Below are 26,229 nucleotides of genomic sequence, written 5' to 3'. Positions count from 1 at the left end.
ATTACGCCATCCTCCATTCCTGTTTCCGCTCATGGAGCGAGCTGGCAATAATAAGGTCCAGTAGCTGTGTAAAGGTTATACCCGCAGCTGCCGCACTTTTCGGAAACAGGCTGTTGGCGGTCATTCCTGGTAATGTGTTCACTTCCAGCACGTGAGGTCTATCCTGACACAAAATCATATCGACCCTTGCATAGACCTTGCATTGCAGCAGTCGGTAGCTGGCCAGTGCCGCCTCGCGCACACGCTGCTCAATAACGGGAGGAAGCTCGATCACCTTCTCCTCAGCGCCGCCGACCTCATATTTTGCTTTGTAGTCGAACCACTTCGAACGAGCGGAGCTAATACCAATAATCGGCAATACCTCGCCGTCTACGATGGAGCAGGTAATCTCCGTCCCTTTATAATAGGGCTCAATCAAGATCGCTTGATCCAAGCTGCAAGCCTCCTGAACAGCCGGCAGCAGTTCCTTCTCATTTTGTACAAGCTGGATGCCGATGCTGGATCCCCCCATATTCGGCTTCACAATAACCGGGTAGCCCAAATGCTCCACCACCTGCGGATCATAATCGTCCATCCCCTGCCAGTAAAGGCCTGAAGGCGTATGCACACCCGCTGCCTTCAACAGCATCTTGGACAACTGCTTATTCATGCATAAGCTGCTTGCCAGGACACCGCTGCCTGTGTAGGGAATGCCCAGCGTCTCCAGCGCTCCCTGCACCGTGCCGTCCTCGCCATACTGACCATGCAGTGCCAACAGCGCGATATCAATGCCTGCCTGCTGGACCTGCGCGATTAAATCCGCTCGCTGCTCGATCACCATTGGAACCACTTCATAACGGCTGCGATCCAAATGATTGATCATCTCTTGACCTGTCTGCAGAGAAATCTCACGCTCAGAGGAAATACCGCCCATAATAACGCCAATTTTCATCATGACACCTCATTTTTCTTCAAAATCTTTATGTGGCTACGGATGTTCATCCGATCGCTATTGCTTCTTCGAAACAATATTCCTTCTCTATAGCTCTTTTCTTAATCCTTATGCCTTAAGAAAGTTACGCGTCTGTTTACCGATTATTTGAATACCCCGTTCGATATTTTCATCTGTTACTCGTGAAAACCCAAGCCGCAATGTATTCGTCCCTTCGCCTTCTTGAATAAAAAACTTGTCTCCCGGTGTGAAAATGACGCCCTGTTCTGTGCAAGCTTCTAGCAGCTGGCGTGTATTTACGCCTGTCGGGAAGGTAAGGAACAAATGCAAGCCCCCGTCACCAGACACCTGCGCTTCAGGAAGATGTGCTTCACAGCATGTCTTTGTCAGCTCATATTTGCGCTTATACTCTGTACGTGCTTTTTTTACATGTTTATCGAAATTTCCGTTAAGCATATATTGGTATAAAATCGATTGATCGATTGTTGAGGTATGAATGGTGCGCGCACGCTTAATGCTTTCCAGAGTGTCAATCAGTGCTCGGTCTCCAAGCACCCAGCCTACTCGCAAGCCAGGGAACAGCACCTTGGAGAAGCTGCCAATATAGATTACTCCGTTCCCTTGCCCTACTGTCGCTATTAAGGGCGCAATATGCGCTCCTGAGTAGCGCAGCTCCTCATTGAATCCGTCCTCAATCACCGGAATCTGATAGCGCATCATTAATTTCATAACAGCGCTGCGCTTTGCTGGCGACATGACGATGCCTGTCGGATTGTGATAGGAAGGAGTCAAATAGGCCAAATCGAAGCTATTGGTGTGCAGTACCTCCTCTAGCCGCTCCACATCAATACCGTCACGCTCCATCGGAATGCCGGTAATCTCAAATCCTTGCAGCTTCAAATTTTTGATCGCTGTGTGATGGGTCGGATTTTCACAAATTGCCGCTCCGCGGCGTGCAGAAGGGCGTAAAGCCGACAGCACAATGTCAAAGCCTTCTGTAAACCCGCCTGTAATCAGCATATCCTTGCCAATTATATCGACGCCCTTGTTCTCCATATAATGCATCAGGTAATCAATCAGCGGCTTGTAGCCCTTGGCATAGCCGTAGTTGAGCAGCACCTGCCCTTCGATTGCCATCCGATCCATAAAAGCTCGCCTTACATCCCCCAGATCAAACAGTTGCTCATCCGGAGCGATGCTTGTGAACGAGATAGTTCCCTTTTGGGCACGAATGCCCTGCTTCATCATATCCAGGTCAACAGCTGATATAGCATACTCGTTCATTCTTGCCTTCCAGTCGATCTCCCAAGTGGCAGAGCCGTCAGATCCTCCGTTATCTACGGCCGACTGGCCCACCATGGCGGCCACATAACTACCCTTTCCGGGAATCGCATACGTAAATCCGTCATCCTTCAAGCCTTCATAGGCTGCAATGACTGTATTGCGGCTCACCTTAAGCAGAACGCTCATTTCTCGTGTGGAAGGCAGCTTCTGATCCGCCTGAAGCGCCCCTTTTATAATTAAACGATTGACGTATTCTTTTACTTGTATCGAGACCGGGCGGTCACTTACGAGCTTGAAATCCTGGAACATCCTTCATCGCCTCCCCCTATAATGATGGCATACAAGAAGAGTGAAAAAAAAGAACCACCGCACTGGATTTTTCATCCTTCGGTGGTTCTTCCGTATTTTATCCCCTGTACGCCCTCATATTCTTGCCTCATTCCCCTGCATCATTGCCTCTCATCGCGCCCATTGCGAGCATTGTACATATCACCAAGCATCGTGAAGCTGATGAAAGTAATAATCAACATATTTGTCATCCAGGCTGCCGATCAGTGTATGGACAGTATTTTCTAAAACAATAACGACTCAGCCCCATCAATGACAATTTGTGCGCCAGTAATGTGTCGCGAATGATCAGAGGCCAAAAATGTCACCAAATCAGCTACCTGCTCGGGTTGACCCGGCCCATCAGCCAACGGTTGTCCTCCTTCGGGAAACTTGACGGGGATGGTAATTTGCTTTAACCCTTCCGATTTCTCCGTGGTTTCATCAATATTCGTCGAGATGGCACCCGGATAGATGACATTCACACGAATACGGAACTTAGCCAGCTCCAGCGCAGCCATTTTAGCAAAACCGGTTTGACCCGCCTTCGATGTGCTGTAGGCTGACATCCCAAAGCTGGTAAAGCGCTGATTACCATTAATGGAGCTGGTAATAATAATGCTGCCGCCACCGTTCTTTTTCAAATGTGGTATTGTATACTTCACCGTCAGGAAGGTACCATCCAGATTCGTGGACAATGTTTGCCGCCAATCCTCAATGCTCAGATCCTCAATCGGTCCGACGACCCCGTTAATCCCCGCATTGGCAAAAATGATATGCAGACCGCCAAATAATTCAACCGCTTCCAGAACTGCTTTTTCCACACGCACCGGATCGGCAATGTCCACGTCAAAAGCCCGCGCTGATCCTTCACGTATAGCATTAATTTCTCTTTCTGTCTCCGAAATGCGCTCATTACTTACGTCAAAAAGAGCGACATTCGCTCCTTCTCTAGCCATCTGAATGGCCGTTGCCTTGCCAATCCCAGAACCAGCTCCCGTGATTAGAGCAGTTTTGCCTTCAAAGCGCGCGCCTCCTGCATATGTGTAGCTCATATGTATCGCTCCCTTTCTGTAATCTGTATAATCACAAGATTACCCAAAAGGATATACTTTATAATCACTATTTTTGCGCATTTTTTGCTATTCCTTTGTGATATTTAAGAAAAGAGCGAATATTACGCGTATTAGCGCCTCTTTCCTTCTCTTCCTCGTTACATTCTACAAATATCTTAAAGAATCGTTATGTTCTATGTATTCATCAAAAAAAGGACGTATACATCCATATCCATGGTTGTATAACGTCCTTTTCTTATTTATTTACCACTGCAACTCAATAAATGCAGCATCATCATCAAGTCCCCCGGTATGGGATGCATCCAGCAATACCTGTATCTGCTCATCAGGGACAGGCTCGCGAATGGGGTCTAAATCGGATAAACCGTCCGTATATACCTGTAATCTCATCGGCATATCTGCGGGTATGCTTCTTTCATACCAATGAGGCTTCCCTCCAATCGGCCCACGACTTGTAGACCAGCGCTCCGCTGTAGAGAAAGTATGATCGAACAGCTCGCTGATTTCCTCGGCACCGTTCCATAGTCGCAAACGTGAATCCCCTTGCCAGGCAAGTCGGAGACGGCCACGGCTACCACGCTTCGGCAGTTCGATTTTACCGCAAATATACATGGACTGGCTTCCCTGACGACGTTTATCTTCCAATACCGAACGCATTAAGCCTGATTCGTGATCCAAAGGCTGCCGATCCAGTTCCTCTGCCGCTGTACCCGCCAAACGTTCAAGGTACACTCTCAATTGATCAGCAGACAGATCTTGTCCCCGTTCCATCCAATCCAGTAAAGAAGAACCCAGATAGCGGGCTGCAAAATCTCCTCGGTAACTGAGCCCGACACCATCACACAAGACAAAACAACAGACGGATTTATGAATACGTACTGCGGCGAAATCCTGTCCGCTTTCCCCCATACTGGCAGATTCGGCAGATCTTCCATAACCATAACGACACATAAAACGACTGTGATGAGATGATAAAGGCTGATCGCCTGTCTGAGAGCTTATGTAAGCAAATTGCTGAGTCAGCCTTGCATTCATTCCCTTTTTTTTGCTCGCCGGGAGCAGGGACAGCAGTGGATTCATGCTTTTACCTCCTTACCGTACAGGCGTTGCGGCCGACATTTGGAACCCAATGGACACCAGTTCCGCACAGGTTCCGGGCAGCATCATAATGGCTCCTTCACCTAACTGATAGTCTGCCTCAAACAGCATTTCTCGATAGCTTTCAGGCAGTACAGAAGACATATCACGCAATTTCACAGCATGTTCATCCTGCAACGGCGTATTATGCGTCAGACCTTTCCAGCGACGGGGGTCCTGAATAGGCGTTTCCAGCAACCTGTCAGATAAAAATATATTTTCCACCAGTACATTACCGTCCGGTACACTCATGCTCATAATACGCTTCGCAATCGGTTCCGGATCATCGCCTGTGGAAACCCCATCTGTCATATGACAGACCAAAGGTGCAGGACAGTCCTGCATCCCTGGTAATTCTGCCTGCAAAATACGTTCAGCTTGCAAGAAGGCTTTTGCAGAATCTGAGAATCGTTTGGGTGTCAAATCGGGCAACGAGCCAATGGCCGCAATTTCATCTATCCCCTTAACACCATTCAGCAGGTCATACACGTCGTCACTATAAGCCAAAATCGCAATCCGATAGCGCGCTGTCAGCCGATTTCCTTTGGTTGACCGAAAAACCATCTGCCGGATCGCCAACGATATAGCTTCATATACAACGTCAATACGCCGCCGCCCCTCCATCAGCATGTTCATCGACGCGCTGATGTCAATCAGGTAAATGATTAGGGCGGGAGTACGTTGTGAAGCCTGTATTGTATAATTCATAGTTTGTACATGCTCCCCTCAGTTACCTTCTATCTCCATCTGTTTTGTATCTATCATTCCGCCCATATATAAACATATGAAATATTAAATTTTAGGCAGTCTAAAATTCGTATCACCTAAAAAGTTATAAATCGAGGAAGCCCGATATCCCACTTCACCTACCGAACGATAATAAGAAGGATTACTATCATATAGTGTTCTAAAACGCTTGGCAAAGCTCTTAGCCTTCGCAGCGCTTCCACCTTCCTGAGAGGCATACGCCTTGTTGTACAGGGAAATAAGCTGAAGAACGTTCTCCTTGTTTCGTGCATGCATGGACTCTTTTTGCTTTTGTTCCGCCTCGGCTGCTGCCTTACGAGCTGCCTCTTCTTGGGCGGCACGAGCTTCCTGCTCTTTTTTCAAAGCCAAGTATTTTTCATACTTTGCCTGTTGATCATACGCTTTTTGCTTCGCCAACTTGGCAGCCGCCTGCTTGTTTTGTTCCTTTTGGGCGAGATAAGCTTCATATTTAACCTGTTGAGCGATAAGGGCTTGCTGTTTCTTCTGCTTCTCCTGTTGCTTTTGAGCAGCAAGTGCCTGTTGTTTGGTCTGCTGTTCCGCTTCCTGTCGTTGTTTCTCCGTCAGCAATTTTTGAGACGCTTCCTGCTCGGCTGCCAGCTTTTCCTCGGCCGCCTTTGCAGCCTTCGCTGCCTCTTCCTGCTTGGCTGCCTCGATTTGCCGCTGATTGGACTGATCTGCAAGAATATTCACGGCTGGGATTCCAGCTGCCAATAGAACGACTGCGGCCGCAGTTGTCACGATAAATGCTTTGGAGCGATACCAGGCTTTTGATTTTTCAGGTTGCTCTGGCGTCTTGGGATTCAACTGCTCCTCTAGCCCTGTGATCGCAGCCGACACCTCCACATGCAGAGGACTACCGTCTTCTACAAAATGATACAACGACCGGTATACTTCTAGCGCTGCAGCAGGTTTGTTTTGCTGCTCCAAGTCACGTGCCTGTCGGAACAGCTTGTCCGTTACCCCACGCTCTCCCTGCTCCAGAGCAGCCTGATTTAGCAATGCAGCCTGTTCAGCTTTGAGCGGTGCAGGCGCTGACAAAGAGGGTGCAGCTTCACTGGCAAGGCCGCCCACCGCTGCCGATTCTATTGTTTCTGTCGCAGTAGGCTCCGGTTCTATAGCCTCAACTGGAATTTCCTGCTCAGTAACCGCATTAAGTACAACCAGCCATTCGCCAAAAGTAGGGCAACTGCTTAAATCCTGACTATCCCAGGCACGGCTGAACAATTCTACCACCTTGCTGCCCCACCGGGATTCAAGTGATTTTCGTAAAATAAAATAACGTTCACAAGGCGTCTGCATTTCATGCTGATCAAAATAACTTTCGCCCCACGCTTTGTCCACTACTACACGGTCAGACCAGCCTAGCATTTCTCCTATAATAATTGCCCCTGCAAAACGGTCTGCATACGCACTCCATAACCCGCTGTGGACGGTACGATGGGCGGCATACCCTGGCGAACCTGCCAATAGAGCATCTGGACGATCCATTTTAGTACTATACATTTGTTCCACGTCCACCAATTCCACAGCTGACGTGCCTTGAGGCAGTTCCACTTCAGAAAAAAACGGAAGCATTACATTCGGCGCCGATAAATCACAATGCGCCAATCCTTTTTGCTCCATAGCTGAACCGATCCCTGCCAATGCTCTGGCCAAAGCCAGACTATCGGAAGCCTCAAGCTGACGCTGATCTGTGAGACAATCGAACCATGTCATACCGTGAACCCATGGCATCAGCACCGCATACAGCAAATCAGGCTGCTCGGCGATCAGACTTCCGTTTCTTTCTGGAGTGAGCACATCACGCTTGCATACCTGCAAACCGGGAATATCCCCGTATGCTTCCATATGCTCCGATTGATAAACCATAGCCGGGATGCGGAACTTCGGAAAAAACACCTTAAGGGCTTTGGCCTCATGCGGCGCTCCGTTTTTGGCATTTAGCTGGTATACAATTCCCTGTCGCCCTGCTTGAGCATAGGCTAAACCGGGTGCAGCGGGATGTCGCCCAACCACATAAGCTGTGCCGTTTATGATCAATTCGTCTCCCGGATTCGGTTGAAAAGACATGAAACATCCCTCTCCTTACATCATTCAGTATGCTAGTATTCCTCACCTTATTATATACATCTATGGATGGCAAGAAAACCGGGTATCCGAAGATCGCCCGGTTTTTCCTGAACATCCTGTGCCAAACCATGAGGAATGGCTCACATATTGCTTCTTTATAGAGTGGTGTATGATAAGTTGATCCCTATCAGGCAAGGCAACTTATTTCGTTTGGTCAACCGTACGGAATTTGTTAGCGATAGCTGTCAATTCTTGGCTGATGCTATTCAAAGTCGTTACGAAAGCTTGCATTTGTTTGCTAGCTTCCTGAAACTCTTGGAAGAAGCGTTGCTTAGTCATACCTTCCCATTGACCTTCCATACCTGAGATGGACTGTGTCAAACTGGAAACGATCTGCTGGCTTTGCTCACCACTTTGTTTAAATTGGTTAGCCACCTGATCAACCTGTTCTGGGGTAATTAAAATGCGTCCTGCCATTTTTTGCGTCCTCCTTGATGATAAATAATGTTTTTGTTTATCTGGTTCAAATTGTACTATGGCTATTTAATTCCCTACAAAAGGCAAAGGACCTAATTGTTATAATCCCACTTTTTAACTAGAAAACAGCACCTAACAGTATAATATTAACAAAACAACCACCTAATAAGTCCCATAAAGCCGGGAATTGCGAAACGAATTCAAGTAAATTTTGCAATCGATCCAGATTGTCCCGGAACGCGTTCCCAACTAAGCGACAGGCTGATCTCTTGCTGTAGACGGATCAGTAAAATACCAATCCTGCGGACTGCTAGAAGACGCCTGCATCAGAATATCCTGATGCAACGTTTCTATATCCGAAGACTGTACACCAGCAATGGCATGTACGACAGACTGCGGGTTTGAAATCAGACTGCCTCCTTCCGAAGCTTGCCCAGGCAGAATAGACGGTGATTGCTGATTCGACCAATCGAGCATCGTGACGGGTCGTCCCAATGGTTGGCTGGCAAATGACAGAATCGTTTGATAGTTGTGGTCAACAGACTGAAACTGCTCTGCCTTTCGGTTCAGTTGTGTACCTGATGTATGGAGGTAAGCATGGATCTGTTCTGACATCCGCTTGGCCTGCATCCAATGATTCAAGATCGCCTCGCGTGCAGATACATCCCAATCCAGCGATTGTAATGCCTGCTCCAAACCTGCTGTTAACTGTTGAATTTGCTCCGCCGCATGCTGTAGCTGCCCGCTAAGCCCCCGAAGCACATCCGGTTCAACTCGAATGCGCATATCCATCACCCTTCTTCTGTCACTTCTTCATTCACTGCCGACTGTTTCAACCAATTTAATAATAAATCCACAAACTGATCTCTTGAAGCCATAGCTGCAATCAGCCAGTCTCCGTTACCACTGGAGCTCATCCGAAATATCCAGTTCATTGCGGGACACAGGACAAAGGCTGCCCGTTGTGACTCCCACTCCCTACCGTTCCAGACCAGCAATTGCAATTCTCCCTCGGCTACACGGGAACTCAAAGACTGAGCCAGGCTTGCAGACCCCTCTGCATCTCCGCTAGCCTCGGTCAGTTTACTGCTGATCAGAGATACACTTTCTCCTGCCGACTGCTCGTAAATTTTATTAAATGCCTGCTTGGAGAACATAAGTGCGGGGGATTCAGGCACAAGTCGATCTACCCAACCCATTTTATCAATCAATGTTTCGCAAGCCTTTTCCACATTACCCAGATCGTACAGTCGATACTCATCGGGTTCATCAGCGGATTTCACGAGTTCCACTACACGTTCGTTCGTGCAATGGAGATAGCCTTCAAACTGCTTGCCTCCCCGCATATAGCGTATACGGCAAGCCCTGTTGGATAATCCCGCGATAGCGACTCTTGAAAAAACGGTAGGAGGCATTGCTAGCTCTTTGCCCTTATCTGCCCGCTTTAGATAACCCTTTTCCAAAAGAGTAGCTTTTACCTGCTCCCACTCTTCCGCCAACTCCTCTGCTAGATAGCCCTTAAACGGATCTTCCACCCCAAGCAGTCTGTCAGAACCCAATACGCCTGCTAGAAAAAACAGTTCCTTCGCCTTGAGGGTTATTAACTTCTGCTTGGAAGCTTGAAACGTTAACATTATGAGCCACCTCCCTTCAAACTACAACATGCCATCGGTCACGAATTTTCGTTATCCAATCCTCACAGCTCACTTGCTCTGAGAAGGGAATTGCCGCTTTTATCCTGGTAAATTTGCGCCGTACGTAGTATCCCTGCCCAGGTGGCAGGACTTTTAGGCCACCAGCAGCGGCGTTCGCCTCCGAATAAGGGATACGAAAGAACGATAGATCATTCGAATCTAGTGTTCCAAATAGCATACCGCTTTGGCTTGCCTTGACATCATTAAACCAGTCCACACCAAAGGTAGGAAAATCAGATGGCACACCAGATAGCACGACATGCACATTGCGATCACGTCCCAACCGTACAATGGCGGAGAGCTGATCCTTTATCATAAAATCGTTCAGTTGCTTACTTAACATATCCGCATCATCAATGACCAGGAGCAATTCGGGATCATTCCCCTCCTTGTTCCGCTGTTGAACGATATCATACACCTTCTGTACCAGAGGCCCCATTTCTTCTTCGCTTTCGGCAGCAGCCTTAACATGAGGAAGATGCCGTAATCTAGATAGTCCTCCGCCTCCATAGCGTGTATCGATTGTATAGACTTCCAATTGATTAGGTGATGTGTAATAAGCGAGCGATATAATCCAACTCATTAGAAAAGAGGTTTTTCCACCCTCCATTGGACTACCCACGATAAAATTGGGCCCTTCTTTTAGATTCAGGAGAAAAGGCTCAAGATCGTCACTCTGTAGACCTACAGGCACCTCATAAGGAAGTGCGCCCGAGGGTCCACTTGTCCGATCCCACTGCTGAAGCAGTTCCGACAGTGGAATCCGCTCAGGTAATGGAAGAATGGCTGGTGCGTGCTTGCCTTTCCATTCCTGCGCAATGCCAGCGATATTGCGACGTAACCGTGCTGATCGTTCCGCCTCATCTTCACCTGGTGAAGGCAAAGCCGTTTGGAACTCCAGCGGAGGAACATGTCCTTTAACCAGGGCGCGGCCTGGAATTAACGGTCCTGGCGTTTTGGCTGGTCGTCCTACCGCATAATAATAGTCACTCGGGTCGGACATTTCAAAAGAAACAGCATTCGGTATGTTACTGCGGAATTTCTCAAACACATCGGTAATCCGGTTCGCCGTAATGATAAACGTGATACCTAGACTACCTCCTTCTCGCAAAAGAGATTCCAGCAGTTCATTTTCATCTGGATAAGCATTACGGAAATTAAGATATCCATCAATGACTACGACAATTTGCGGAATATCCTCGACAGCAGAACGTCGATAAGAACTTATTGTTTTGACACCAGCCTCGGAAAGCATTTCCTTGCGTACGGCCACCATCTTGAACAGATAACGGAACAATCGCTTGATCCGGTCATCTTCCTCAGCCATCATAACAGCTCCGATTTGGGGAAGTTCCCCAAAATCGCGCATCGTTCGACCCATGTCAATGATATAACCATTCCAATGATTCGCAGCAAAACGCTGAGCCGTGGACATCAGCAATGTATGCAAAAAGGTCGTTTTTCCCATGCCAGGCATGCCATATACAGCCCAATGACCATGATCCAACGATGCATAAATCGGCTCCTGTCGCTGATTCGGCAAATCATCGACCAGACCCATAAGAGCCTTCAGCTCCAAAGATGATGATGTACTATCTATTTCGGTGCATGCAGGCAGATTTGTTAAATCCAGCAATTCAGGCAGCGGTGGAAGCCACGGTCCCTGAAGTCGTTCGATCCCTGCTTTAGCAGCCTCATTCGCAATATAATCAATAAATACTTGAAGCTGTTTAGGAGCTTCTTCACCTTTTAATCCTGAGCTTGCCCGTTCTCCACCCGTCAGTAGCGCTTCACGTTTCCCGTTCAGTCTCACTTCATGGACAGGTAGTGCAGAAGAAATATCGCTGTTGCCTATATACGGCGCACCGCTCCAAGCAAACTGCATCTCTTCAAACACCTCGTCGCTACCCACTTGAAAATATCCTCGTCCCGGCTTCGTAATCCACGCAGCATTCGGTATTTTCAACATGTCACGGCTATCACCTTCGCTTTGCACCCGTAAGCAGATGCGGAACCTGGAGTTACTCCAGATCTTATCATCCACGACACCTGCGGGCTTTTGCGTCGCCAAAATCAAATGGACACCTAGTGTCCGCCCAATCGCAGCAATACTGATTAGCTCGTCCATGAACTCTGGCTGATCCCGCTTTAATTGTGCAAATTCATCAATAATAATAACCAGATGAGGCAGCGGTTGTTCCTGCCGCTGCCGGAGTAGTCTGTAATATTCATCAATATGCTGTAAATTGCCTGCATCGTTCAATATCTTCTGTCGACGAACCAGTTCTGCTTTAAGAGATATTTTGGCACGTTCAATCAAATTATTGTCCAAGTTCGTAATCGTACCCACCACATGCGGCAAGTTAACGAACGTGTTGGACATGCCTCCACCCTTGTAATCGATCAGCATAAAAGCCAGATCATGCGGATGAAACTCGGCAGCAAGCGAGGCTACGATGGATTGGATAACCTCACTCTTCCCTGAACCCGTTGTACCGGCGATCAAGCCATGGGGACCATGTCCTTGACGCTCTATCTTATCATGCAGGTTAATCATAATCTTCTTGCCGCCTGCTCGCACGCCCATCGGTACGGGTAAGGTATCAGGATGGCGGTTACGTCGCCACCGATCTGCCACGTCCAGTTCTTCTACACTCGCTACGCTCATCATATCAAACAGAGGCAGCACAGCGGGAATATCAGAAGCAGAGGAACGCTTCAAGCGAATAGGAGCCATGTACCGCGCTAATGCATTGGCTTCCTCTCTTGACAAACGATCCGGTTTAAAACTTTGTTGTTCAACCTCCGCCGATTCTGATTTGCGGGCATATACGCCCTGCTCTTTGGAAGCCTCCACAATCAGCTGACACTGCATCGGTAAAGCCTCTTTACGAGAAGCCAGCACAATCGTACACGCATCAATGGCTCGGCCGTCCTCCAGTAACAACGGCAGCAAGGGTTCTTCCTCAATCAGCTGGGTGTCAGATAAAACAACGATATAACACGGGACTTCCATCCCTTTACCATGGCGATCATTGCGATTATTTTTACGACGGTTCAGTCTGGCAAACAGAAAATCAGCTAGTTGATGGGCACTGCTACTGCGGTCTGACATCATTCTCTGGATTCGGTCATCATCCCACACATGTGGGAGCCAGCGCATCCAAGTCCATTCACTTTCCTCTCGCTCGTCATAGAAGGAAGCAATTTTCACTTCATCTGGCGAGTGACGAACCGCCACTTGTGCCAAGATGACTCTTAACGCAGCAAGGGTATGCTCCCGTTCGCCGACCAATCCAACCACTTTGGATTGAAATAGCGGTAATGCAATGGAAGCGGCGTCTACCAGACGAAATTCTTCTTCCAGTTCATCCGCAGCTCCCAACAAAGGATCTCGATCATAACCGTCTGGGCGTGGAATTTGCAATTTAATATGAAAGGGAACTTGTCCAGTTCCAATACGCACCTGCAAAAAGTCCTCATCCTCAGGTGATCGTTCCCAGAGTGAACTGTTGCGGTTTTTGACAATTTGAGTACATATTTGCGGGTCACCGTGAATTTCATATAGTGTGCGAATTTGCTCCTCGCGTTTCATTTCAAGTTCTTCACGATGCTTTTGGAGCTGTTCCCGGTACATGCGGTCCCGTTCCTCCAGCTTGCGCTTGTATTCCTTCTTATTATTTAGATAGACGAAAAAAGGAATCGTATAAGATGTAAGCATCATGACCACAGTGACCATCTGGAACATCAAATAGTTACTGTTGCCCATCTTACCTGTTTTGCTCATATATACGTAAAAGCCTATAGTCACCAACGTCATCATTAACGGAATAAGTATAGATATAATAGAAAAAGACGGCTTGCTCGGCTCAGCCGGAGGCCGTAAAATCTCCAGCTTCTCCTCTCGGAGCGCCGGCCTTAATCTTGGGGATCGCTGGTATAATGCATTCAAGACAAAAGTCCCCCTTTTCGCTTACTATTTCATTTTACCAAGGTTTCATATAATTTCATGTGTGTATTTACCCATTTTTTTCACTTTGAAACAGAGAACGCCTTCCATACACAGGCGCTTCGTCCTGAGTTGTCGAAAAAGCGCGCTGAATACGCACAGTACAGCCTTCCCGCAAGCCTGATCCTGTGAGTAGCTGGTTATCCCCCACCCTGAACCAAAGCCCTTCCGGGAACTTTGCTTCCATAATATATTGCATGCCTTCCGCTGGAGGCTCGCCGAAAATGCGCACACCCAGCATCAACTTTAAATGTTCCACCGAGTATTCATCAGCTACCTCGATGTCAAACCACTCTGTTTCCTGTCGTCCTGAAAGCACGGTCAGGATCATCTGTCATCCCTCCCGATCCTTAATATATAGCAAAATTCACGCAAAAAGCCTATTTCTACGGAAATATGGCTATCGTAACTGTAGCATCCGACTATTAGACTGTCAATTTGTTACAAAATACCCACTTCAAAAATAGAACAGCGACTTTAGTCATATTTTCTCACATTAGTAGAGCCATTAGCATCAATAATATGTATTTAATCGTTTTTAATATGGGGATATACGTCATTTTGTCGATTAGTTAGAACTAAATTCGATTGTTACCTAGATTGTTGTGAACACTTTGTAAATTTTTCAGACCTTTATGTTTTTATAAGGTGTTTTTAAGGTAATTTTAAGAAACGGGCACTACAATGAAGCCATGAAATAACTCAGGCGAGGTGATTTTTGTGAGAACATTAATTACATTTCAAAACAAACGTATTCCCGTATACTTCAATCAAGAAAATAAGCAACCGGTACAAAAAACATTAAAACTTCTAAGTAACACTTTGGAGAATAAAATCTTCAGCGGCAAGCGTGCCCTTCAAAAATGTCTTAACTCTTTGATCAGTATAGAGATTGTCGGTTGTGAAGCCATCCTGCATAGCGTTAGTGAAAATGATTCATTGGCATTGTCCCTCTATTAAGAGGGACTTTTTTTGTCCACATTAGACACAAAAAAGAGAGGGGCATTTCAGCACCCTCTCCATATCAGCAGCTTTGAAACATGATACATGTGACTTACCGCAGCTTATGCATTTGATTAGACTCTATTTAAAGTATTCTGCGATAACCTTTTTTACCGCCTCGTTCCTTATTCTGCGCCTTCTCTATCCGTATTCTAAACAGTTCTAGTAAATTAGCGCGTGTATGCTCTTCCCGGCAGTTGTCCAGCTTTTTTAAGATAAAACGGTCAATGGACATATGACTCAGGCTCCTTTACAGCAAGCTGCCCCTGCTTTCAAGGGGATGATCAGGCTATCCATTTTTAACCATTCTGTCTGTTGTTTAAACAGGTACGTTACTTATAGGATAAAGCAGACGGGATTACATACCCTTTAATTAGGGTAAATACATAAAGTTTCGAAAATTTTATCACGTTAAGCCTGGAAGCTATGGACAAGGAGCGAGCAAAAACCATGAGTAAACATATGATTACCAAAATAGGCTGGAACCTTTTATGTGCATTCTTAATCCTAACGATGCTGGCTGCATGCAGCAGGGAAAAAGCTTCAACCCGGAGTATGGCCCAACATGAAGCTGAAGCACGTGCCTACACCGTAACGGGTAATCCCAACCAAGGCGCATCATCCCTTGATGAACGAGCTGCCAATCATACACCTGTCCATAAGCAAGGCAGCAGCTATGTCGAAATATCAGGTGGCGTTAGCATTGATAAAAATACCGTGAAGGTTACAGGACATTCCAACCTCCCGGCCGGAGCACGGATCAAAGGGAATCTTGCGGTCAAAAACTCCCTGTTAACTGGGTACACGGATGAGACAACCGTTCAAAAGGATGGAAGTTTTGTACTCCAGGTACAACGCCCCGGAATACAGGGCAGTATGGATCTGACTGTTCTGTTCCGTCCAGATGACCAAGACAATGAAATACGAAATCTGTATGGCAGCGGTGGCAACAAATTAGAAGGTCCTTATATATATCAATACGAAGAAAACAAACAGCTTCTGCATGAAGTTCGGATTGGGGCTGAATTTGATCCTGAACAAGAACGCAATATCCCTTTAGTTAAGCCCGTCTGGAACAAACCTAAGGACTACGGTAGCCCTCAAGTGTGGATTAAGCCTGATGTGAAGCAAGAAGGTAACTATTATCATGTATATGCGCGCAGCAATTTGCTGGAAGGGTCAGACGTCAAACTCACGATTGATTTTCCGGGACGATGGCAGTTTGGCTACGATGATCAAACCAAAGTTATGCCTGACGGCTCCTTCAGCATGAGGGTCAAAAAGCCGAGCCTAGCCAACCACTACACCATAGTCATAATTTTCGAACCGAACGAAGATATGTGGACCAACGCCAAACAGGCATACGGTACACAAGGGGAACGCCTTTCGGGACCGTTAGTCAAGTCCGCAGACGACAAAGAGGGCTCCAAACAGATTGAAGCCCGTATCCCTATCCAACCCAAATCGTAACTAAACGCAGCATCTAACCTAAAGTTACGGCCGTTCGCCATGAAATACGCTTCACAGATACAGCATATGACGCGGCTTCCATGACTGAGTAGATACAGAATCTAGTGTCTTCTAGCCGCTACGGCTGTATCGTGACTGGCGTGCCTATACTTACCTTTTCCTGAAGCTCAAGCACATCCTTATTCTGCATTCGAATGCAGCCATGTGACACCATCTTGCCAATGGACCATGGCTCATTGGTACCATGAATGCCGTAATGCGGCTTGGACAGCCCCATCCAGAACGCTCCGAAAGGGCCGCCAGGATTGGGCTGTTTGTTAATAATCGTAAATTGCCCATGCGGTGTCTGTGTAGCCAGCTTGCCAATACCGACTGGATAACTAAGAACAATCTGATCTCCATCTTTCAAATATAAACGACGATCCGATAAATCCACCACAATGCTGTAGTTCGGCATATATTCACCCCTTTATACCATATGCCGACTACAACTTAGATTTTCTTATATTTTTACATTTGATGCTTCACTGCAGCTCGGCTTACCACTCCACATCACGTCGCCAGCCGCTTCGCTGATCTCTACGACCCGGAGCTGTGCTTGAACGGCTATCTTTCCTGCGTCGATCTGCTTCCTTACGCGCCTGATATTCCAGTTCCCGCTGCATTTTGCGATAATTGTTCACTCTGGATTCCGACAATTCCCCTCTCTCTATAGCTTCCTCCACTGCACATCCAGCTTCGCCCTTATGCTTGCAATCTGCAAAACGGCATTGCTGCGCCGTGTCCATAATATCTGTAAAGGTATGAGCGACTCCCATGGAATCATCCCACAGATTAAGCTCACGCATGCCGGGTGTATCCAGCAGAACAGCTTGCTTTGCGATGGGAAAAAGCTGTCGGTGAGTGGTTGTGTGCCTGCCCCGGCTGTCTTCCTCCCTCACATCCTGTGTCAGTTGAACTTCAGACCCGGAGAGCCAGTTTACTATCGTGGATTTGCCACTACCGGAAGAGCCTGTCAAAGCAACTGTACAGCCAGGTTGAAGAAACGCCTCCAGTTGCTCTCTGCCTTCGTTCTGCAAAGCAGAAATAACGATAACAGGTACACCAGGGGCAACTCCCTCCGCTTCAGCAACCCGCTGTTCGACATCTTCACAAAGATCACTTTTACTCAAAACGACAACCGGGTTTACCCCGCTGTTCCAAGCCATAATTAAATACCGTTCCAGTCTGCGCATATTAAAATCATGATTCAGCGCATTAACAAGGAACAGCGTATCCACATTGGTAGCGATCAGCTGCTCCTTCGTCTCAAAGCCCGCGGCCTGCCTAGATATTCGACTTTTACGTGGCAAGACGGCATGAATTACTGCATCCGACACTTCATCCGACGTGGTGATTGCCAGCCAGTCCCCTACAGCCGGCATTTCCGCCGGATCTACCATAGCATGTCGTAGCTTACCTGAAGCCGCTCCCCAGCGTTCTCCATCCATTGTGATAAGCTTCACCTTTTGTCCATAATCGGCAATCAAGCGGGCAGGACGTACCTGTGTATTTCCTGCTCTTTCCTCATAGTTTTGCTTCCATTGGTCCCAAAAACCGTTCCAGTAATCAGACCAACCGTATTCATGTATACTCATTGTTTTCCTCCTGAAATCATCGTTTATTTTTGATCGTAGTGTTATTCGATAGGTGTACATTTTTTCTCCCCGCATGCAAACAACGCAAAAAATCCGCAGGGGTTTCCCTGCGGAGGGTATACGATTCAGGCCGATGTGATCCGTTCGTTCACTTAAGCAAGCGGTCTCTCACGGACCACTCCCCAGAACCAACAACTGGATAACAAGACGCCTAACCATAAAAAATCCGCAGGGAATCACTCCCTGCGGATTTCGTTGGTTCTACTGTCCAACCAACTGCTAAGCCAAGACTATAGATCTATACAGTCTTTAACCGTGCATCGTCCGTGCGGGAGACAAGTCATTCTGCTGCTGAACCCATCCATTCATGTTCGTACGCATATAACATCGCCTCCTCCTAAAATTTCCTTTATCATACAAGTCCATCAATTGTCTGTCAAGGCTGCTACGGAACTTTTTTGAAATCTTTGTCAAGTTTCGTTTAGCGTACCTGATCCCAGCGTGTCCACATCTCACGCGGGTTCAATTCGTACATTTCCCGTTCCCTATACATAAACTGATGCATAATCAGCTCACGCCGAATCGTTGCAAAATCCTCATGGTATTGCTTGATCCACTCGTTTAATTCACGTTCAGGATACATACGGCCTGGCTCCAGCTTTTCTGCCAGCATCTGAAGTACAATCAATTTTTTCTTATACTGTGCAGGGATTTGGCGCAACTTGCCGTCCTTGGAAAAAAAATTGCGTAAGACCGACGCCTCCAGCGTTTCATTCAACTCTGACATCTCTTCCTCCCCCTCTCCTTTTTCGAAAATAAATTGCACCGTCGCCTCGGCATGCTGCCGGATCAGCTCTGGATTTAGTGTAAAATACACCGTGTTTTTATCACGTCGTTCCTTAATCAACCCAGCCTCACGGAGTTTGGAAGCATGATGTGTAACAGTCGGCTGTGATAAATTCAGCTTTTTCGCCAAAGCTTGGCCATGCATCTCCCCACGGGACAAAAGAAGTAATATCCGCATTCGCGTTGGATCAGCAAGTGCTTTATGATAATTGACCATTTTATCCAGTTGCATCGTTATTGCACCTCTTTTCACTAGTACATACTTGCTATGCAAGCGAATTCAATCACAGTAAATAGATATATATCTAATTATATATTTGCTAAAAGTGGCTGTCAATCTTCACCGTTCGTCATCTCTTTCTGAAAAACGGCTGGATATTGTGTTCGCATTGCGGTAGGATTATTATTTGAAAACTTCTCACATACTGAGCTATTTGCTTCAATCCTGAGATCCGTTTTTAATCGTCAAAATAATGTTAACCCTACAAAACTGGCGTAATAAACCAATACAACTGGAGGTTCATCCAAATGCACGACGTAATCATTATCGGTGGCGGACCCTGCGGACTATCCGCTGCAATCGAATGCAGCCGCAGAGGTTTGCAAACTGTCATTATTGAAAAAAGCAACATCGTTCACTCCATTTTTCTGTATCCGACGAACATGCAGTTTTTTAGCACCGCCGAACTACTGGAAATCGGTGATGTTCCATTCAGCACCCCTAATGACAAACCTTATCGTCATGAAGCACTGGCGTACTATCGTAAGGTAGCCACTCATTATAACTTGAACATTCAGCATTATGAGGAGGCCCAGTCCATTCATCGCCAGGATGACGGTACATTTACCGTACATACCCTGAGCAAAGGAGAAATAACCAAAACGTATTCGTCACGTTATGTCGTAGTGGCTACAGGATATTTTGATCATCCGAACTATTTGGGCATTCCCGGGGAACAATTGGATAAAGTCACGCACTATTTCAGCGAAGCCCATCCCTATACAGGAACCCGGGTCGCAGTCATCGGTGGCAGTAACTCTGCGGTAGATGCTGCGATGGAATTGGTGCGGGTCGGAGCTACGATTGATATGGTATATCGTCGAAGCGAGTTGTCCCAATACATCAAGCCGTGGGTACGTCCACTGTTTGACAGTATGGTACAAAAAGGGAAGATCACGCTGCACTTAGGCGCACGCATTACCGAAATCCATCCAGACCATGTCATAGTCAATCCGCTGGACACTGAAGCATTCCGACTCGAAAATGATTTTGTACTGGCACTGACCGGATTTCACCCGGAACGAAAACTGCTGGAGTCTGTCGGCGTTCACATGGCTGAGGATCTGGACAAACCAGAATTTAATCCTGCCACGATGGAAACGAACATCCCAGGTGTATATGTCGCCGGGGTCATCGCTTCAGGCAGCAATGCCAATGAAGTGTTTATTGAAACAGGCCGCTGGCACGGGCGACAAATCGCCGAACATATCCAAAGCTAATTAAACGAAGGAGAACATCTGTATGGATTACAGCTCACTTATCTTACTCGTATTGGCTGGTCTAGGGATTGTTAGTGGCAACTCTACCGTGACTATTGCCATGGTTGTATTACTGCTACTGCGGGTAACCAGCTTTCACACTGCTTTCCCCTGGCTTGAAAAGTATGGCCTGACGATCGGAATTATTATTTTGACGATCGGGGTCATGACCCCGCTAGCCAGCGGTAAAATCAGTATCAATCAGGTGATGGAGTCTTTCCTGCACTGGAAATCACTGCTCGCGATTGGTATCGGAATTCTGGTAGCCTATCTTGGCGGCCGCGGAGTAACTTTGATGTCTGGACAGCCCATTATTGTGACAGGTCTACTGATCGGGACCGTCATTGGCGTTGCCTTCTTTAAAGGAGTTCCTGTTGGACCTCTAATTGCTGCCGGATTGCTTTCCTTATTAATTGGCCGCAGCTAAATTCGTACAACAAATATAGGAATACATGATAGCAATCTGCATGTCGGGCTGAATTCAGTCCCGCTTTGTGGTATACTCATATCGCATAATTTGGTAAATGCAGGAGGCTTGACCGATGTCTCGACAATTTGTAACGGAAGCTGTAATGGTGGCTATATACGGCCAACTACTTACATCTCCCGCCCCTGTGGAATATATAGTGCCTTACACATCACTGCTAGAGCTATACGAATTTCAGGATAGCACAGAGCCGCTCATGGATAATCCTATGGACGATCAACATGTGAAGCGGAAGGTAAGCGAGCTGATCAGTTATTTTGAGGAACCGTTGAATCAGAAAAAAATTCGGCGTGCCCTTCAGATGCCTTGGGCCAAGAGCTTGCCTATTCTATTCGATGTCAATACATCACTCATCATCATTAATGCTGTTGATACAGCGCATTACGGAGAATATTTTGATCCAATTGAGACTGAACTGGTGTTGACAGCTCAGCGTGAATCATTACCCATTCTGACGGATCAATTGGACTGGATCCACCGTATTATCGAAGCTTCCGTACCTGTACATGTGTACGACATTGATGATTTTGATTTTGCACTCGATGGCCCGATACTTAACAACCCTTGACATACGACATACCCGCCTTGACCACAAAAAAGCGGCGGAGCATCATGTACAGGCTTATCTCCTGTAACACGATACTCCGCCGCTTTTCATGTCCAAGAACAACTATTTGCACGCTATGATTGACAGTGGAACACTAAGCTTGTTCATCCTCAACATAGGTGTAAATAATGTCATCATGTTCCTCCAAATACTTAACTTCCAGATGATGGCCCTTCAGATACCAGTAATCCTGGTCCTCCATATAAAACGTAATGCCAGCCGCTTCATGCTGTAATACGGGGTGCTGCGGCGGCTCTACGGCAATTCCCAGAGAAAAGCCTGGATGCAACCCACCGCCAGAGCTATAGCGAACAAAAAAACGGATCGAATCTCCACGATTCAAACTAAGCTCCTTAATGTACCACTGTGCCGCAGGTTCAGTTACCTGTATGCTCATACGTTATGCTCATCTCCTTGTACAATGACGTCTGCCAACTATATCATAGCATCTTTTAGAATGACCACCAACCGTCCCAACCCAGCGAGCTTCTTGGACAAGTCATATACATTTTTTTGAAAAAGGTTTGACAATTCGCAAATAAGGGTGTTAAGATTCAACCATACGAGATCCATTTTGAAATTTATTACCAATTTGAACGATTACTCATGTTAGAATGAACCCATTTTGAGGAAGAAAGGAGTGTTACCGGTGCTAAAATTTCCTATTGCATTTTATCCACATCTACAAACACAACAACTTCATACCGGAGCATCTCCCCCCTGTCGCATCCTTCAAAATTGGGCCATTCGCGTTGTATGGTTTAATACGAGTGGCTGCCTGCGTTTGAGCAGTTTTTCAGTGGTGAGTGTGCTGAAAATACCTGCGCGCCATATGATATTGAGATTTAAGGCATATCGTCTGCGGACGGTATGCCTTTTTTGCGCCTGTTGCCGGATCATATTTGTGGTAGCAAGCCGCTGTTGTTTCTTCAAAATGGTACACAACTCTCGAATGAACTTGTCATGAAAGGATGGGATTCCCCTTGTTTTCGGTACTTAAAAATTTAAGCTGGTTTTTTAAAAGAGAACGAAGCCGATACTCCATTGGATTGTTTTTGCTGATAGCCGTTGGTGTGCTGGAGCTTGCTCCACCTCGGCTGCTTGGTAGTGCCATTGATGAGATTGTGCGCGGTTCAATTTCCTGGTCCTCACTTTGGCGTTATATTTTGTACATCATAGGCATTCTAGCCGTCATCTACTACATTACGTACATATGGATGCACAAGCTATTTGGTGGTGCCAATCTGATGGAACGCTTACTGCGCACACGTTTTATGAATCATCTGCTGCGAATGACCCCTCCATTTTTTGAACGCAACCGCACTGGGGATCTGATGGCTCGTGCCACGAACGACCTTCGCTCCGTAGCAAGTACAGCGGGCTTCGGTATGCTGACACTGACAGACTCTACGGTCTATCTGAGCGTGGTATTAGTTGCCATGGGCACTCTAATCAGTTGGAAGTTGACACTGGCAGCTATCCTGCCCCTACCTTTTATCGCACTGGCTATGAGCATTTACGGTAAAGCCGTTCACGAGCGTTACACACTGGCACAAGATGCATTTGGTGATATGAACGATCAGGTGTTGGAATCCGTGGCAGGTATCCGAGTCATTCGCGCCTATGTGCAAGAACGAATGGACGAAAAGCGTTTCGCTGATATTACCGACGATGTATTTCGTAAAAATCTGGCTGTCGCTCGGATGGATGCCCTCTTTGAACCAACAATTCGTTTATGTGTAGGACTTAGCTACGTCATCGGACTCGGGTATGGTATTTATCTGGTATTTCATAACGATATCACGCTAGGCGAACTGGTCTCCTTTAACATGTATCTAGGAATGATGATTTGGCCGATGTTTGCCATTGGAGAGCTGATTAACATTATGCAGCGCGGTAGCGCTTCCTTGGACCGGGTTAATGAAACTCTCGATGTCCAGCCAGATGTTCAAGATGCGGCTCAACCTGTTCCAGTGGATCGCCTCGAATCCATCAGGATGAAAGACGTTACCTTCCGTTACCCTACCTCTACTATTGACAATCTGTCACATGTGAGTCTGGAGCTCAAACGCGGAGAAACGCTAGGCGTCGTCGGTAGAACAGGCAGTGGGAAATCCACGCTGCTCAAACAGCTACTACATGAATATCCGACGGGTAGTGGTGATATTTTAATCTCCGGCATACGTCTAGAGGACATTGCAGTAGAACAACTACACAGCTGGATCGGCTACGTGCCGCAAGAGCAAATTTTGTTTTCCAAATCGGTGCGCGAGAACATTCAATTCGGAAAACCTCATGCAGATGACGACGACATTATGGAAGCTATCCGTACTGCTGCCTTCGACCAGGATTTAGGTACCCTGTCTGATGGGCTGGATACACTGGTCGGAGAAAAAGGTATCGCCCTGTCCGGCGGCCAGAAGCAGCGTGTTTCGCTGGCGCGCGCCTTTATCGGTGATCCGGATATTCTATTGCTCGACGATGCACTATCTGCAGTAGATGCCCGGACGGAAGCAAGGATTATTGACAATATCCGACGTAAGCGCTCGGGTAAAACAACCTTGATCTCCACCCACCGCCTTTCCGCTGTAGAACATGCAGACCGGATCGTCGTGCTGGAGCAAGGACGCATTATTGAGGAAGGGACCCACAGCGAGCTACTTCAGGCTGACGGATGGTACCGACAACAGTATGAACGGCAACAAGTGGAATCTGATCTGACCTCAGGGGAGGTATCCTAATGAAACCCAATATCGGCAAAAGGCTATTTCAGTACGCGCTGACGAGCAAAGCAGGCTTTATCGCCGCTCTCATCGCTTTGGCTATCGGAGTAGCCGCCGAGCTGGCTGGTCCCTTCATCGCTAAAACGATGATCGACGACCATATGCTCGCTATTGAAAAACCATTTTATGAAACGACTCGTGTGGACGGAACTGTAAGCTATGCTGGAACCCACTTTAAGCGTGAAGATCGCTTTGAGTCCGGGGAGACTAAAGGTCGCGAAGCGAGGATTTTACAAGTTGGGAAATCTTTCGTATTTGTCGATGGCTCGGTTCAAGTGGCTGACGGTAACCGCTCCTTTACGAACGGAACGCTGACTGTGACACGCGGCTCCGACACCTTTCGCTATGAAGCTAAGGCTCTGACAGCTGATGAACTGTATAGCTTTTACAAACCGGAAATGCCCGGTATCTTTCAGCTGATTGGCTGGTATTGCTTCTTCCTGGTTATTTCCATTTTTGCTGAATTCGGCAAAACATACTGGCTGCAATCCTCGGCGAACAAGGTCATACAAAAGCTTCGGCTTGATCTCTACGCTCACATCCAGCGGCTGCCAGTTTACTTTTTTGATAACTTGCCTGCAGGCAAAGTCGTATCCCGTGTTACGAATGACACTGAGGCAGTCAAAGATTTGTTTGTGGCTGTGCTCTCCAATTTCACTTCAGGGATTGTAACGATGGCAGGAGTATATGTTGCACTCTTTTTGCTGGACTTCAGACTGGGTCTTATCTCTCTGTTTATTGTACCGTTACTGATCTTGTGGATTGTATTGTATCGCAAGGTCGCCACCCGCTATAATACGATCATTCGGTCCAGACTCAGTGAAATTAATGCGATTATCAATGAATCGATTCAAGGGATGTCCATTATTCGCGTGTTCCGCCACCAGAAACAAACGCAGCAAGAGTTTGAAGAACTGAATGATGACTATATGAAGCATCAGAATAAAATGCTGAATTTGAACGCTTTCACTTCGCACAATTTAGTCAACGTGTTGAGAAATCTCGCCTTTGCCGTCGTGTTGTGGTATTTCGGATCTGAGGCGCTCGGAACTACAGGTAGTGCTGTTTCACTAGGCGTATTGTATGCCTTCGTCGATGTGCTGGGTCGACTGTTCCAACCTATGACGGGTATGGTCAACCAACTCGCCGTACTGGATACTTCCATCGTATCCTCAGGACGCGTATTTGAGTTGATGGACGAAACTGGAGAGCCGGTGACGGACGGCACGATGCCGCGCTACAAAGGCCAGGTAGAGTTTAACGACGTTTCCTTTGCCTACAAAAAGGATGATGTACTTAAACATATTTCCTTTACAGCACAGCCCGGGCAAACAGTTGCCCTTGTCGGACATACCGGATCAGGCAAAAGTTCGATTATCAACCTGCTATTCCGGTTCTATGATCCGCAAAAAGGAACGATCACCATTGACGGAACGTCTGTCAAAGACATCCCTAAGCAATGGCTTCGCCATCATATGGGTATTGTTCTTCAAGATCCATATTTGTTTACAGGTACGGTAGCCTCTAATGTCAGTCTCGAAGACAGCCGAATCACGAGAGAACAGGTGAATAAAGCGCTGCATGACGTTGGAGCCGACAAATTGCTGGCCCATTTGCCGCAAGGATTCGATGAGCCTGTTATTGAAAAAGGCAGCACCTTATCAGCCGGGCAACGCCAGCTTATTTCCTTCGCTCGTGCACTAGCCTTTGATCCCGCAATTTTAATTCTGGATGAAGCTACTGCCAATATTGACACCGAAACGGAAGCGCTCATCCAATCCGCTCTTGAGGTGCTCAAGAAGGGACGTACGACCTTTATCATTGCTCACCGTTTGTCCACCATTCGCAGTGCGGACCAAATTTTGGTGCTGCATCGGGGTGAAATTGTTGAACGGGGTAGCCATGATGAACTTATGGCCCAAGGCGGGCGTTACTTCCAAATGTATCAGCTCCAGTCGGGAACAGTTGCAACAGAATCAGATTCAATCTCTGCTACGCCTCCTGCGCAAGATGACTTGCTTACTGGCAAAGTCAGCATTTAAAGCTTGAATAGCCCAATTGCTTAGGGCTAACGATGAACATTTG

24 protein-coding genes are annotated in these 26,229 nt (G+C 47.0%); 7 read left to right on the top strand and 17 right to left on the bottom strand.

Annotated features, from left to right (window positions below):
• Position 1: 1 nt before the first annotated feature.
• From ACL9RM_RS07640 to ACL9RM_RS07590, 11 genes are all read right to left on the bottom strand, one after another.
• The gene (locus ACL9RM_RS07640; RefSeq protein ID WP_250268909.1) at positions 2-931 is read right to left on the bottom strand and encodes a D-alanine--D-alanine ligase; all 930 of its coding nucleotides are present in this window, start codon (positions 929-931) and stop codon (positions 2-4) included.
• A 108-nt stretch (positions 932-1,039) separates the two neighbouring features.
• Positions 1,040-2,524, bottom strand: coding sequence for a PLP-dependent aminotransferase family protein (locus ACL9RM_RS07635; protein WP_250268133.1), 1,485 nt, complete (start codon positions 2,522-2,524; stop codon positions 1,040-1,042).
• A gap of 263 nt (positions 2,525-2,787) precedes the next feature.
• A complete protein-coding gene (locus ACL9RM_RS07630; RefSeq protein ID WP_061829403.1) occupies positions 2,788-3,597 on the bottom strand; it encodes an SDR family oxidoreductase in 810 nt (269 codons plus the stop codon).
• 264 nt (positions 3,598-3,861) lie between these two features.
• Positions 3,862-4,698 carry a hypothetical protein gene (locus tag ACL9RM_RS07625; RefSeq protein WP_013309993.1) on the bottom strand — a complete coding sequence of 279 codons (837 nt, stop codon included), beginning with the start codon at positions 4,696-4,698 and terminating at the stop codon, positions 3,862-3,864.
• Positions 4,699-4,710: 12 nt separating this feature from the next.
• Positions 4,711-5,463, bottom strand: a complete 753-nt coding sequence (locus ACL9RM_RS07620; RefSeq protein WP_013309992.1) for a vWA domain-containing protein — start codon at positions 5,461-5,463, stop codon at positions 4,711-4,713.
• An 84-nt stretch (positions 5,464-5,547) separates the two neighbouring features.
• The gene (locus tag ACL9RM_RS07615; protein ID WP_250268132.1) at positions 5,548-7,593 is read right to left on the bottom strand and encodes a hypothetical protein; all 2,046 of its coding nucleotides are present in this window, start codon (positions 7,591-7,593) and stop codon (positions 5,548-5,550) included.
• Positions 7,594-7,794: 201 nt separating this feature from the next.
• Positions 7,795-8,070: a WXG100 family type VII secretion target gene (locus tag ACL9RM_RS07610; protein WP_013309990.1), complete on the bottom strand. Its 276-nt coding sequence runs from the start codon at positions 8,068-8,070 to the stop codon at positions 7,795-7,797.
• 249 nt (positions 8,071-8,319) lie between these two features.
• Positions 8,320-8,856, bottom strand: a complete 537-nt coding sequence (locus ACL9RM_RS07605) for a WXG100 family type VII secretion target (protein ID WP_061829458.1) — start codon at positions 8,854-8,856, stop codon at positions 8,320-8,322.
• A 5-nt stretch (positions 8,857-8,861) separates the two neighbouring features.
• Complete coding sequence (locus ACL9RM_RS07600; protein WP_250268130.1) at positions 8,862-9,704, bottom strand: hypothetical protein; 843 nt, start codon at positions 9,702-9,704, stop codon at positions 8,862-8,864.
• Positions 9,705-9,720: 16 nt separating this feature from the next.
• On the bottom strand, positions 9,721-13,716 hold the full coding sequence (gene essC, locus ACL9RM_RS07595; protein WP_250268129.1) for a type VII secretion protein EssC: 3,996 nt from the start codon (positions 13,714-13,716) through the stop codon (positions 9,721-9,723).
• 67 nt (positions 13,717-13,783) lie between these two features.
• Complete coding sequence (locus ACL9RM_RS07590) at positions 13,784-14,104, bottom strand: hypothetical protein (RefSeq protein WP_023988263.1); 321 nt, start codon at positions 14,102-14,104, stop codon at positions 13,784-13,786.
• 389 nt (positions 14,105-14,493) lie between these two features.
• On the opposite strand from ACL9RM_RS07590, the gene ACL9RM_RS07585 reads away from it, so the two are divergent.
• Positions 14,494-14,733, top strand: coding sequence for a hypothetical protein (locus ACL9RM_RS07585; RefSeq protein WP_250268128.1), 240 nt, complete (start codon positions 14,494-14,496; stop codon positions 14,731-14,733).
• Between the two features lie 127 nt (positions 14,734-14,860).
• Here the strand turns inward: ACL9RM_RS07585 and ACL9RM_RS07580 are convergent, their stop codons facing one another.
• Positions 14,861-15,010, bottom strand: coding sequence for a hypothetical protein (locus ACL9RM_RS07580; protein WP_023988262.1), 150 nt, complete (start codon positions 15,008-15,010; stop codon positions 14,861-14,863).
• 215 nt (positions 15,011-15,225) lie between these two features.
• Between ACL9RM_RS07580 and ACL9RM_RS07575 the strand changes: the two genes are divergently transcribed.
• Positions 15,226-16,245 carry a flagellar motor protein MotB gene (locus ACL9RM_RS07575; RefSeq protein ID WP_250268127.1) on the top strand — a complete coding sequence of 340 codons (1,020 nt, stop codon included), beginning with the start codon at positions 15,226-15,228 and terminating at the stop codon, positions 16,243-16,245.
• A 118-nt stretch (positions 16,246-16,363) separates the two neighbouring features.
• Here ACL9RM_RS07575 and ACL9RM_RS07570 read toward each other — a convergent pair whose 3' ends face one another.
• From ACL9RM_RS07570 to ACL9RM_RS07560, 3 genes are all read right to left on the bottom strand, one after another.
• Entirely contained in the window at positions 16,364-16,702 is a 339-nt protein-coding gene (locus ACL9RM_RS07570; RefSeq protein WP_023988260.1) for a L,D-transpeptidase, read from the bottom strand.
• Between the two features lie 82 nt (positions 16,703-16,784).
• A complete protein-coding gene (gene rsgA / locus ACL9RM_RS07565; protein ID WP_250268126.1) occupies positions 16,785-17,882 on the bottom strand; it encodes a ribosome small subunit-dependent GTPase A in 1,098 nt (365 codons plus the stop codon).
• 481 nt (positions 17,883-18,363) lie between these two features.
• A complete protein-coding gene (locus ACL9RM_RS07560) occupies positions 18,364-18,960 on the bottom strand; it encodes a metalloregulator ArsR/SmtB family transcription factor (RefSeq protein WP_061829408.1) in 597 nt (198 codons plus the stop codon).
• Between the two features lie 296 nt (positions 18,961-19,256).
• On the opposite strand from ACL9RM_RS07560, the gene ACL9RM_RS07555 reads away from it, so the two are divergent.
• The 3 genes from ACL9RM_RS07555 to ACL9RM_RS07545 all read left to right on the top strand — a co-directional run bounded on the left by ACL9RM_RS07555 (position 19,257) and on the right by ACL9RM_RS07545 (position 21,322).
• Positions 19,257-20,228 carry a YpdA family putative bacillithiol disulfide reductase gene (locus ACL9RM_RS07555; protein WP_061829409.1) on the top strand — a complete coding sequence of 324 codons (972 nt, stop codon included), beginning with the start codon at positions 19,257-19,259 and terminating at the stop codon, positions 20,226-20,228.
• A gap of 22 nt (positions 20,229-20,250) precedes the next feature.
• Positions 20,251-20,694, top strand: a complete 444-nt coding sequence (locus tag ACL9RM_RS07550) for a DUF441 domain-containing protein (RefSeq protein WP_029517055.1) — start codon at positions 20,251-20,253, stop codon at positions 20,692-20,694.
• Between the two features lie 115 nt (positions 20,695-20,809).
• Positions 20,810-21,322 (top strand): ADP-heptose synthase, encoded by a 513-nt coding sequence (locus tag ACL9RM_RS07545; RefSeq protein WP_250268125.1) that lies wholly within the window; start codon positions 20,810-20,812, stop codon positions 21,320-21,322.
• A gap of 133 nt (positions 21,323-21,455) precedes the next feature.
• On the opposite strand, the gene ACL9RM_RS07540 is transcribed toward ACL9RM_RS07545, so the two are convergent.
• Positions 21,456-21,758, bottom strand: a complete 303-nt coding sequence (locus ACL9RM_RS07540; protein ID WP_061829410.1) for a HesB/YadR/YfhF family protein — start codon at positions 21,756-21,758, stop codon at positions 21,456-21,458.
• A 335-nt stretch (positions 21,759-22,093) separates the two neighbouring features.
• Entirely contained in the window at positions 22,094-22,294 is a 201-nt protein-coding gene (locus ACL9RM_RS07535; RefSeq protein WP_231109418.1) for a hypothetical protein, read from the bottom strand.
• Between the two features lie 50 nt (positions 22,295-22,344).
• On the opposite strand from ACL9RM_RS07535, the gene ACL9RM_RS07530 reads away from it, so the two are divergent.
• Positions 22,345-24,102 (top strand): ABC transporter ATP-binding protein, encoded by a 1,758-nt coding sequence (locus tag ACL9RM_RS07530; RefSeq protein ID WP_250268124.1) that lies wholly within the window; start codon positions 22,345-22,347, stop codon positions 24,100-24,102.
• Positions 24,102-26,186 (top strand): ABC transporter ATP-binding protein, encoded by a 2,085-nt coding sequence (locus ACL9RM_RS07525; RefSeq protein WP_250268123.1) that lies wholly within the window; start codon positions 24,102-24,104, stop codon positions 26,184-26,186. The genes ACL9RM_RS07530 and ACL9RM_RS07525 overlap by 1 nt, the downstream gene beginning before the upstream one ends.
• The last annotated feature ends 43 nt before the right edge of the window (positions 26,187-26,229 follow it).

The sequence above is a fragment of the Paenibacillus sp. S29 genome, assembly GCF_049319765.1.
Lineage (GTDB): Bacteria > Bacillota > Bacilli > Paenibacillales > Paenibacillaceae > Paenibacillus > Paenibacillus polymyxa_B.
Note: the sequence above shows the minus strand (reverse complement) of the source record. Positions and strands in the feature narration are given on the sequence as shown.

Bases quoted from the DNA above. Each gene is read 5' to 3' on its own strand.
- ACL9RM_RS07620 (WP_013309992.1), bottom strand. From the start codon at position 5,463: ATGAATTATACAATACAGGCTTCACAACGTACTCCCGCCCTAATCATT.
- ACL9RM_RS07540 (WP_061829410.1), bottom strand. From the start codon at position 21,758: ATGAGCATACAGGTAACTGAACCTGCGGCACAGTGGTACATTAAGGAG.
- ACL9RM_RS07615 (WP_250268132.1), bottom strand. From the start codon at position 7,593: ATGTCTTTTCAACCGAATCCGGGAGACGAATTGATCATAAACGGCACA.
- ACL9RM_RS07625 (WP_013309993.1), bottom strand. From the start codon at position 4,698: ATGAATCCACTGCTGTCCCTGCTCCCGGCGAGCAAAAAAAAGGGAATG.
- ACL9RM_RS07635 (WP_250268133.1), bottom strand. From the start codon at position 2,524: ATGTTCCAGGATTTCAAGCTCGTAAGTGACCGCCCGGTCTCGATACAA.
- ACL9RM_RS07570 (WP_023988260.1), bottom strand. From the start codon at position 16,702: ATGCCGAACTACAGCATTGTGGTGGATTTATCGGATCGTCGTTTATAT.
- ACL9RM_RS07560 (WP_061829408.1), bottom strand. From the start codon at position 18,960: ATGCAACTGGATAAAATGGTCAATTATCATAAAGCACTTGCTGATCCA.
- ACL9RM_RS07630 (WP_061829403.1), bottom strand. From the start codon at position 3,597: ATGAGCTACACATATGCAGGAGGCGCGCGCTTTGAAGGCAAAACTGCT.
- rsgA (WP_250268126.1), bottom strand. From the start codon at position 17,882: ATGAGTATACATGAATACGGTTGGTCTGATTACTGGAACGGTTTTTGG.
- ACL9RM_RS07545 (WP_250268125.1), top strand. From the start codon at position 20,810: ATGTCTCGACAATTTGTAACGGAAGCTGTAATGGTGGCTATATACGGC.
- ACL9RM_RS07555 (WP_061829409.1), top strand. From the start codon at position 19,257: ATGCACGACGTAATCATTATCGGTGGCGGACCCTGCGGACTATCCGCT.
- ACL9RM_RS07610 (WP_013309990.1), bottom strand. From the start codon at position 8,070: ATGGCAGGACGCATTTTAATTACCCCAGAACAGGTTGATCAGGTGGCT.
- ACL9RM_RS07605 (WP_061829458.1), bottom strand. From the start codon at position 8,856: ATGCGCATTCGAGTTGAACCGGATGTGCTTCGGGGGCTTAGCGGGCAG.
- ACL9RM_RS07550 (WP_029517055.1), top strand. From the start codon at position 20,251: ATGGATTACAGCTCACTTATCTTACTCGTATTGGCTGGTCTAGGGATT.
- ACL9RM_RS07640 (WP_250268909.1), bottom strand. From the start codon at position 931: ATGAAAATTGGCGTTATTATGGGCGGTATTTCCTCTGAGCGTGAGATT.
- ACL9RM_RS07575 (WP_250268127.1), top strand. From the start codon at position 15,226: ATGAGTAAACATATGATTACCAAAATAGGCTGGAACCTTTTATGTGCA.
- ACL9RM_RS07590 (WP_023988263.1), bottom strand. From the start codon at position 14,104: ATGATCCTGACCGTGCTTTCAGGACGACAGGAAACAGAGTGGTTTGAC.
- ACL9RM_RS07525 (WP_250268123.1), top strand. From the start codon at position 24,102: ATGAAACCCAATATCGGCAAAAGGCTATTTCAGTACGCGCTGACGAGC.
- ACL9RM_RS07580 (WP_023988262.1), bottom strand. From the start codon at position 15,010: ATGTCCATTGACCGTTTTATCTTAAAAAAGCTGGACAACTGCCGGGAA.
- ACL9RM_RS07600 (WP_250268130.1), bottom strand. From the start codon at position 9,704: ATGTTAACGTTTCAAGCTTCCAAGCAGAAGTTAATAACCCTCAAGGCG.